The following is a 9,439-nucleotide window of genomic DNA, read 5'->3' on the forward strand; positions in this document are numbered from 1 at the left end:
GAAAACGGCTCAAATGACGCCCTCGCGCCGCAGCGCGGCGATCAGCCCGGCGACCGTCAGCGTCAGGTCGTCGTGCGAGGTATCGATCTCGATCTCGGGCTGCTGGGGCGCTTCGTAGGGCGAGCTGATACCGGTGAACTGGGCGATCTCCCCCGCCCGGGCACGGCGATAGAGCCCCTTGGGGTCACGTCGCTCGCACACCGCCAGCGGGGTATTGACGAACACTTCGATGAACTCGCCCGGCGCCATGCGCTCGCGCACCCGTTGGCGCTCCTGGCGGAAGGGAGAGATGAGTGCGACCAGCACGATCATGCCGGCGTCGACCATCAGCCGAGCCACCTCGCCGACCCGGCGCATGTTTTCCTGGCGCTCGCGGTCGCCGAAACCCAGGTCGCTGCACAGGCCGTGGCGCAGGTTGTCGCCATCGAGCAGATAGGTGCTGTGGCCCATGCCGAAGAGCTGGCGCTCGAGCGCATCGGCGACGCTCGACTTGCCGGCGCCGGAGAGTCCGGTGAACCACACCACGCAGGGTTTCTGGCGGTGACGCTCGGCGCGCCGGCGCTGGGTCACCGCCATGTCGTGCCACACCAGGTTGGCCGCGCTCAGGGTGTCGACGACCATGCCGGCGGCGACGGTCAGATGGTTGAAGCGATCGATCAGCACGAAGGCGCCGGTACCCGGGGAGCGCCGATAGCTGTCCAGCACCAGCGGCTGATCCACCTCGATCTGGCAGCGCGCGATCCCGTTGAGCGTGAGCCGCTGCGCAGGCGTAGGCGCCAGGGTGTCGACATCGACCTGATGCACCAGCCGCACCACCCGCGCGCAGACGCTACGGGTCGCCGCCTTGAGTTCGTACTCGTGGCCCAGTGCCAACGGCGTTTCGTGCAGCCACACCAGATCCGCGCTGAAGCCGCTGCAGGGCGTCAGTTCCGATGCCTCCGCGACCAGCATGTCGCCGCGCGAGACATCGACCTCGGCGTCGAGGGTCACGGTGATCGACTGCCCCGGATAGGCGATCTCGAGATCGCCGTCGTTGGTGACCAGGCGCGCCACCCGGGCGCAACGCCGCGACGGCAGCACCCGCACCGCATCCCCCGGGCGCAGGCTGCCGGCGGCCAGGGTGCCGCAGTAGCCCCGAAAATGAGGGTTGGGGCGGTTGACGTACTGCACCGGGAAACGCAGCGCCTCGAACGGCGCCGGTGAGGCGATATCGATCTGCTCGAGCAGCGCCAGCAGCGCCGGACCGCGCTGGCCATCGAGCTGATACCACGGCATGCGCTCGCTGGGGTCGACGACGTTGTCGCCCTCCAGCGCGGACAGCGGCACGAAGCGGATATCCGTGGCCGTCAGCCGCGTGGCGAAATGGCGGTACGCCGCGACGATTTCGTCGAAGCGCTCGCGCGAGTAACCGACCAGATCCATCTTGTTGACCGCCACCACCAGGTGACGAATACCCAGCAGGTCGCACAGATAGCTGTGTCGCCGGGTCTGCGCCTGGACTCCGAGGCGCGCATCGATCAGGATCACCGCAAGATCGGCGGTAGACGCCCCGGTGACCATGTTGCGGGTGTACTGCTCGTGTCCCGGGGTGTCGGCGATGATGAACTTGCGCTTGTCGGTGGAGAAGAAACGGTAGGCGACATCGATGGTGATGCCCTGCTCGCGCTCGGCCTGCAGGCCATCGACCAGCAGCGCCAGATCCATGCGTTCACCGGTGGTACCGCAGCGCTTGGAGTCACGTGCCACCGCCGCCAGCTGATCCTCGAAAATCATCCTGGCGTCGTGCAGCAGCCGCCCGATCAGGGTCGACTTGCCATCATCGACGCTGCCGCAGGTGATGAAGCGCAGAAGCCCCTTGTGCTCGTGCACCCTCAGATAAGCCTCGATGTTGTCGGTGATCATGGCTGACGCGTGTGACACGGTGTTCCCTCTCGGTGGCATGCGGCGCCCGGGCGCCGGCCGCTGGTTCTGGTTCTGGTTCTGGTTCTGGTTCTGGTTCGATTCCGGCGCGGCCGTCTCAGAAGTACCCTTCGCGTTTTTTCTTCTCCATCGACCCCGCCTGGTCGTGGTCGATGGCACGCCCGAAGCGTTCGCTGGTGCGGGTCAGCAGCATCTCCTGGATGATCGCGGGCAGCGTCGCGGCGCGGGACGAGACGGCGCCGGTGAGCGGGTAGCAGCCGAGGGTGCGGAAGCGCACCCAGCGCTCCTCGGCGACCTCGCCCGGGGCCAGCGGCAGACGCTCGTCATCGACCATGATCAGCCGGCCGTCGCGCATCACCACCGGGCGCGGCGCGGCGTAATAGAGCGGCACGATGGGAATCGACTCGAGGTGGATGTATTGCCAGATATCCAGCTCGGTCCAGTTGGAGAGCGGGAAGACGCGGATCGACTCCCCAGGCCCGATCCTGCCGTTGTAGAGATTCCACAGTTCCGGGCGCTGGTTCCTGGGATCCCAGCGGTGGTGCCTGTCACGGAAGGAGTAGACCCGCTCCTTGGCGCGGGAGGCTTCCTCGTCGCGCCGCGCGCCGCCGAAGGCGGCATCGAAGCCGTGGGCGTCCAGCGCCTGCTTGAGCGCCTGGGTCTTCATGATGTCGGTGTACTTGGCGCTGCCATGATCGAAGGGGTTGATGCCGGCGGCGCGCCCCTCTTCATTGATGTGCTCGATCAGCGGCATGCCGACCTGTGCCAGGACACGGTCGCGAAAGGCGATCATCTCCTTGAACTTCCAGGTGGTATTGACGTGCAGCAGCGGAAACGGCGGCGAGCCCGGATAGAACGCCTTGCGCGCCAGATGCAGCATCACCGAGGAGTCCTTGCCGATCGAGTAGAGCATCACCGGGCGGCGAAACTCGGCCACCACCTCGCGGATGATGTGCATCGACTCCGCCTCGAGCTGTCTCAGGTGGGTCTGGCCCCCCACGCCCGGCGCGCTCACGCGGGTGACTCCGATCGACGCCGCCGCGACACAGCGGCAAAGCGGACCGGGCTGGCACCTTCAGAGGTGCCTCTGGCCTCGGAGTCATGTACACCGCTGATGCTGGCAGACGCAGACATGTCAATTCCTGTAATCACGGGCCAACCCGGCACCGGTCGAACCCTGTTGACGTTTCGCTACACGACAGCGAAAGAGGCGATAATCGGTGATATCGCCAGCGCTCTTGAACGGGCGAACTCGCGCTCTTTTTCGGTGAAACACGCGGGGGAGTCAAACGCCAAAAAACATCAATGTTTCTTTTTGTAAAAGGCTATTATTGATCGACGACATGAATTCTCGGATCTGTCGATCAACAAATTCATAGGCTGCACTGAGATTTTCTAAACTGACACAAGTAACTGTTTTAAAAGAGATTATAGGGAAATACGAAAGGGTCAGAGAGGACTATTGGCGCACCAGGAACGCGATTGTTCCTTCAGTGAATGGAAGCTATCCTCCGCGTCTCATGAGAAATCCAGACATCGATACCATAACGACCATGAAAGAAAACGGAGACCATGACACCTAGATACATGAGAGTTCTCATACATACATGACTCGCCTTTGCCATGAGAAAACCTCGATTACACTTGCACCTTCGATTAGCGCGTTAATCGATACACATTGAAACGCTGGCCGCCGTCTCTCTCGCCATTGCCATACAGCGGTTGAAAACGCCCCCAAATCCGCCCCTCGATGCGCTACACTGCGCGCACTTTCCCGTACGCCGCTGACGATTGCCTGATGCAGGGAAGTTGCGTAGCGTGGCGATCCATTTCGATGACGGTCTGGCCTTTTTCTCGCAATATGAACAACGATCCGACAGTCTCGTCGTCTTCTTCACTGCCCGGGGCTGCGGGCGGCCGTGTGGCCGGCTATCTCTCCCGCGGGCTGGCGCGCTGGCGCATCGTGGGGTGTCTGCTGCCGGAGTACCCGCAGCTCGAGCATGTCGGCCCGCGCAGCCGGCGACCGCTGGACGCGATCGTCGGCTGGGGGCTCAAGCCCACCGCGGCCCGGGCACGCCGCCTCGCCGCCAGACGTGACCTGCCCTACGTGGCGATCGAGGATGGTTTCCTGCGCTCGCTGGGGTTGGGGGTCGATCACGCCCAGCCGCACAGCCTGGTGGTCGATTTCAGCGGCATCTATTACGACGCCACGCGGCCCTCCGATCTCGAGCGCTGGCTCAATCACGCCGAGTTCGATGCCGCCGAACTCGACCGTGCGGCGCGCGCCATGCAGCGCCTGCGCGAGCTACGTCTGTCCAAGTACAACCACGCCCCGGATCGCCCGCTGCCCCCGGCCGAGCGCCCGCGCGTGCTGGTGGTGGATCAAACCCGTGACGACGCCTCGATCACCCACGGTATGGCCGATGCCGAGGCCTTCACGCGGATGCTCGAGCAGGCGCTGGCCGACCATCCCGAGGCCGAGATTCTGATCAAGACCCATCCCGACGTGATTGCCGGGCGCAAGCGCGGCTACCTCACCGCGGCAGCGACGCAGCCGCGCTGCCGCCTGATGGGCGAGGACATCAACCCCTGGGCGCTGATGGATGCGGTGGAGGCGGTCTACGTGGTCACCAGCCAGCTCGGCTTCGAAGCGCTGATGGCAGGCAAGCCGGTGCACTGCTTCGGCGTCCCCTTCTACGCCGGCTGGGGGCTCACCCTCGATGCCCAGGCGTGTCCGCGGCGGCAGCGGCAGCGTTCGCTGGAAGAGCTGTTCGCAGCGGCTTATCTACGCTACTGCCGCTACGCCAACCCCTACACCGCCACCCCATCGACGCTGGAGGAGACCCTCGATCTGCTCGCCGACCAGAAGCGTCAGCGCGACCGTCTGGCGGGTCGCTGGCTGGCACTGGGGTTTTCCAACTGGAAACGCGGCTTCGTCAGGGACTTCCTGGGGCCGGCAGCCACGGTGCAGTTCAGCCACGAGAAGACACCGCTGGCGACACAGCTCGCAACCTGCGACAGCCTGGTGGTGTGGGGGCAGAAACTCACCCCGGAGATCAAGACGCTGTGCCAGACGCACGGGGTACGTCTGTGGCGCATGGAGGATGGCTTCGTGCGCTCGGTGGGGCTCGGGGTAGACCTGACCCGGCCACTCTCGCTCGCCTTCGATGCCCGCGGTCTCTACTACGACGCCAATCACACCAGCGATCTCGAGCAGTTGCTCGAGCACACCCCCTTCGATGCCGCCCTGCTGGCAAGGGCGGCGCGTCTGCGCCGGCGGCTGATCGATCTCAAGCTGTCGAAGTACAACGTCGCCGGGCGCAACCTGCCGGCGCTGCCGCGTGAGGCGATCGGTACACGGCCGATCGTACTGGTGCCGGGCCAGGTCGAGACCGATGCGTCAATCGCCCAGGGCTCGCCGGAGATCAAGACCAATCAGCAGCTGCTGGCAGCCGTGCGCGAGCGCCGACCGGATGCCTTCATCATCTACAAGCCGCATCCGGACGTGACTTCGGGGGCGCGGGTCGGGCTGATCGACCGCCAGGCCCAGGATCTGTTCGACCTCGAGCTGGTCGACTGTGACATCATCGATCTGATCGACCTGGCCGACGAGATTCACACCATGTGCTCGCTGACCGGCTTCGAGGGGCTGATGCGCGGCGTCGCGGTACACACCTACGGGCTGCCGTTCTACGCCGGCTGGGGGCTGACCCACGACCGCCTGCACAGCCCCCGGCGCACGCGCCGCCTGAGTCTCGACGAGTTGATCGCCGGGGCGCTGCTGCTCTATCCGACCTATGTCGACCCGCAGAGCGGCGACTACTGCAACGCCGACACCGCCATCGAGCTGATGCGCCAGCAGCGCAGCGCGCGCCGGGGGCTCTCCCTGCGCACCCGCGCCTATCGCCTCTACCGCAACCTGTTTTCCAAAAGGCAATGAGTTGACGACGTCCCGCAAGTGTTTCCTGCTGCTGCAAGGTGTCTGCTCGCCGTTCTTCGACCGGCTCGGCGAGCAGCTTCTTGCGGCAGGGCATCGCGTGATCAAGGTCAACTTCACCGTCGGCGACAGCCTCTACTGGCACCATGGCAATACCTATGTCTACCGCGGCCACGCCGAGCGGATTCCCGCCTACCTGGCGCGGATCTGGGAGCGCCACGCGGTGACCGATCAGGTGGTGTTCGGCGACCGCCGCCCGGTGCATCGCCGCGCGATTCTCGCCGCGCGTGAACGCGGTATTCGCAATCACGTGTTCGAAGAGGGCTACTTTCGCCCCTATTGGGTCACCCTAGAGCGCGAAGGCGTCAACGCCCACTCGCTGCTGCCGCGGGACCCGGAGTGGTACCGCGAGGCGGGCCGACGCTTGCCCAGCGCAGGCAAGCCCAGGCCGTTCCCCAATCAGTTCAGCACCCGCGCCCGCCACGACGTGCTCTATCACCTGGCCGGGGTGGCCAACCCGTTTCTGCATCCGCACTATCGCAATCACGCGCTGGTCACCGCGCCGGTGGAATACGCCGGGTTTCTACTGCGCAAGGCGCGTATGCCGTATCTGACACGGCGCGACGACGAACGCATGCACACGCTGCTGAGCGAAGACCATCCGCTCTTTCTGCTACCGCTACAGCTCAAGAGCGATGCCCAGATTCGCTATCACTCCGAGTTCAAGAACATGCAGGAGGTGATCGGCAAGGTGGCGGCCTCGTTCGCCTATCACGCCCCCGCCGACGCCCGTCTGGTGATCAAGAACCACCCGCTGGACATGGGCCTGGCCCACTACGCCCGGCTGATCAAGGTGCTGATGAAGGAGTACGACCTGGCGGGGCGCCTGGTCTATCTCGAGGGCGGCAACCTGGAAGCCCTGCTCAAGCGCGCGAGTGGATTGGTCACCGTCAACAGTACCGCCGGCAACGTCTCGCTCGGCTTCGGCTGCCCCACCCACACCCTGGCCTCGCCGATCTACGACATGCCCGGGCTCACCCATCAGGGCAAACTGGACGATTTCTGGCAGAATAGGCCGCAGCCGGATGCGGCACTATTTAGGGCCTATCGCCGAACCGTAGCGCAGACGGTCCAGATCAACGGCGGGTTCTACTGCCGCCCGGGTATCGAGCTGGCGGCCGGGCATGCCCTGCAGGTCATGGAACGTGACCGCTCGCCGCTGCAACAACTCAAGGACGAGATTGCTTCATGAGACGTATCGTCATCACCGGCGCCACCGGTGCCATCGGCGCCGCCCTGGCCAGGCACTACGCCAAAGCGCATGCCGCAGGCTGCCACCTGGTGCTGCACGGGCGACGCAGCGATGTGCTCGATGAGGTCGCCGACACCTGCCGGCGGCTGGGTGCCGAGGTCGAGACCAGCCGCGTCGAGCTCGACGACGACGATGCCCTGTTCGCCTGGCTCGAGTCGCTGTGCGCGCCGACGCCACCCGACCTGGTCATCGTCAACGCCGGCATGAACATCGATATCGGCGCCGACAATCAGGGCGAAGCCTGGGAAGACGCCAGCCGCCTGCTGGCGATCAACCTGCGCGTGCCCATGGCGATGGGCAACTTCCTGGGTAAGCGAATGCGCGCCGCGGGGCGCGGCCAACTGGTCTTCATGAGCTCGCTGGCCGCCTACCACGGGCTGCCGGTCACCCCCAGCTACAGCGCCAGCAAGGCCGGCGTGAAGGCCTACGGAGAGGCCCTGCGCGGCTGGCTGGCGCCCTCCGGCGTCGGCGTCAGCGTGATCATGCCAGGCTACGTCAGCTCGCAGATGTGCCATGACATGCCCGGGCCGAAGCCGTTTCTGTGGCAACCCGAGCGGGCCGCGCGGCGCATCGCCGCCGGCGTGGCGCGCAATCGCGCCCGGGTCAGTTTTCCGTTCCCGCTCGACTTCGGCTGCTGGTGGCTGGCGGTACTGCCGGCGGCGATCTCCCAGCGCCTGCTCAAGTGGCTCGACTACGCCGAGGGCTCGAAGTCATGAGTGCCGGTATCGCTCACATCCTGGGCGCCGCGCTGGCCACGCTGCTGCTCACGTCGCTGTTCGAACTGCTGCTCGCCCCGCGCCCCCGCCCGCTATGGCGGCGGCCGGCAGCGGTGATCGGCGTGCACGCGGCCACCACCCTGCTGCACTTCGCGCTGTGGCTGCTGATCGTGCAGCGGCCGTGGTTCGCGGTGGTGATCGCCGGCTCGCTGCAGATGGTGATCGTCCAGGTCAACAACACCAAGTCGGCATCGCTGCGCGAGCCGTTTCTGTGCCAGGACTTCGAGTACTTCGTCGATGCGGTCAAGCACCCGCGTCTCTATATCCCGTTCTTCGGTATCGGCTTGACCATCGCCGCCAGCAGTGCCGGCGCCCTGGCCATCGCTGCCGGGTTCTGGCTAGAACCCTCGCTGTTCACCCGCCCGGACGCGCCTTGGAGCCTGTTCGTCACCCTGGCGCTGAGCGCCGCCAGCGCACTCGCCCTGTGGCTGGCGCTGCCGCGCCTGCCGACCTGCACCCTCGAACCCAACCGCGATCTGGTCGAGCTGGGCCTCTACCCCTACCTATGGGCCTACGGCAGACTGCTTTGCCAGCCGCTGGCAGCGGGCGGCAACGCCGCGGCGTTCCCCGAGCCCAGCACGCCGCCGGCCAAGGCCACCCTGCCGCACCTGGTGTTGGTGCAGAGCGAATCGTTCTTCGATCCGCGCCGCTGGTACCCCGGCATTCGCCCGGAAATTCTGCGCGAGTTCGACACCCTGAGTGAGCAGGCGCTGGCGGCAGGCCGCTTCGAGGTGCCCGCCTGGGGCGCCAACACCGTGCGCACCGAGTGCGCGGTGCTCACCGGCCTGACCCCGGAAGCCCTCGGCGGCCACCGCTTCAACCCCTACCATCAGCTGGCGCGGATGCCGGTACGCAACCTTGCCGGTGCGCTCAAGGCGCTGGGCTATCGTACGGTCTGTGTGCACCCCTACCCGGCCAGCTTCTATCTGCGCGACCGAGTCTATCCGCAGCTCGGCTTCGATGACTTCATCGATATCCGCGCCTTCGACGAGAGCGATCGCGACGGCCAGTACACCGGCGATCTGGCCCTCGCGGCGAAGGTGCGCGAGATGCTCGCCACGGGCCCGACGCAGCCGCTGTTCGTGTTCTTGATCAGCATGGAGAACCATGGCCCGCTGCATCTGGAGACGCCCGATGCTCGCGTCGCCGCCGACTGGCTCGAAGGCGAGCTGCCGGAAGGGCATGGCGATCTCGCGGTCTATCTGCGCCACCTGCACAACGGCGACCAGATGCTCGCGCGTCTCAAGGCACTGCTGACGGCGGCCGACAGGCCCGGCATGCTGGCGTTTTACGGCGACCACGTTCCGATCATGCCGGGCGTGTATGCCGACCATGGCGAACCGGATGGTTTGACGAACTATTTCATCTGGCAGACCGACGCCGCGCCAAGCGATAAGGTGCGCAAGACACTGTCAGCGGATAAGCTGGGCGCCACCCTTTATCAGACCATCATCGAGCGCAGATAAGCAGGCAATCGACGGGCAATCATGGCGG

At 65.7% G+C, this 9,439-nt stretch carries 6 protein-coding genes; 4 read left to right on the forward strand and 2 right to left on the reverse strand.

Going from position 1 to position 9,439, the window contains the following annotated elements:
- Positions 1 to 9: 9 nt before the first annotated feature.
- Both cysN and cysD read right to left on the reverse strand, forming a co-directional pair.
- Complete coding sequence (gene cysN / locus J0A90_RS03045) at positions 10 to 1,941, reverse strand: sulfate adenylyltransferase subunit CysN (RefSeq protein WP_255701977.1); 1,932 nt, start codon at positions 1,939 to 1,941, stop codon at positions 10 to 12.
- A gap of 76 nt (positions 1,942 to 2,017) precedes the next feature.
- Positions 2,018 to 2,935, reverse strand: coding sequence for a sulfate adenylyltransferase subunit CysD (gene cysD / locus J0A90_RS03050; RefSeq protein WP_370635714.1), 918 nt, complete (start codon positions 2,933 to 2,935; stop codon positions 2,018 to 2,020).
- A gap of 846 nt (positions 2,936 to 3,781) precedes the next feature.
- Between cysD and J0A90_RS03055 the strand changes: the two genes are divergently transcribed.
- The 4 genes from J0A90_RS03055 to J0A90_RS03070 are packed head-to-tail and all read left to right on the forward strand — an operon-like array spanning position 3,782 to position 9,411.
- Positions 3,782 to 5,860, forward strand: a complete 2,079-nt coding sequence (locus J0A90_RS03055) for a capsular polysaccharide biosynthesis protein (protein ID WP_207036147.1) — start codon at positions 3,782 to 3,784, stop codon at positions 5,858 to 5,860.
- A 1-nt stretch (position 5,861) separates the two neighbouring features.
- Positions 5,862 to 7,109, forward strand: a complete 1,248-nt coding sequence (locus J0A90_RS03060; RefSeq protein WP_207036060.1) for a capsule biosynthesis protein — start codon at positions 5,862 to 5,864, stop codon at positions 7,107 to 7,109.
- Positions 7,106 to 7,885 (forward strand): SDR family oxidoreductase, encoded by a 780-nt coding sequence (locus J0A90_RS03065; RefSeq protein ID WP_207036062.1) that lies wholly within the window; start codon positions 7,106 to 7,108, stop codon positions 7,883 to 7,885. Before J0A90_RS03060 ends, J0A90_RS03065 begins: the two co-directional genes overlap by 4 nt.
- Positions 7,882 to 9,411, forward strand: a complete 1,530-nt coding sequence (locus J0A90_RS03070; protein ID WP_207036064.1) for an LTA synthase family protein — start codon at positions 7,882 to 7,884, stop codon at positions 9,409 to 9,411. The genes J0A90_RS03065 and J0A90_RS03070 overlap by 4 nt, the downstream gene beginning before the upstream one ends.
- Positions 9,412 to 9,439: the final 28 nt, after the last annotated feature.

The organism is Salinicola sp. DM10 (genome assembly GCF_017306975.2).
In the GTDB taxonomy this organism is placed as follows: Bacteria; Pseudomonadota; Gammaproteobacteria; order Pseudomonadales; family Halomonadaceae; genus Salinicola.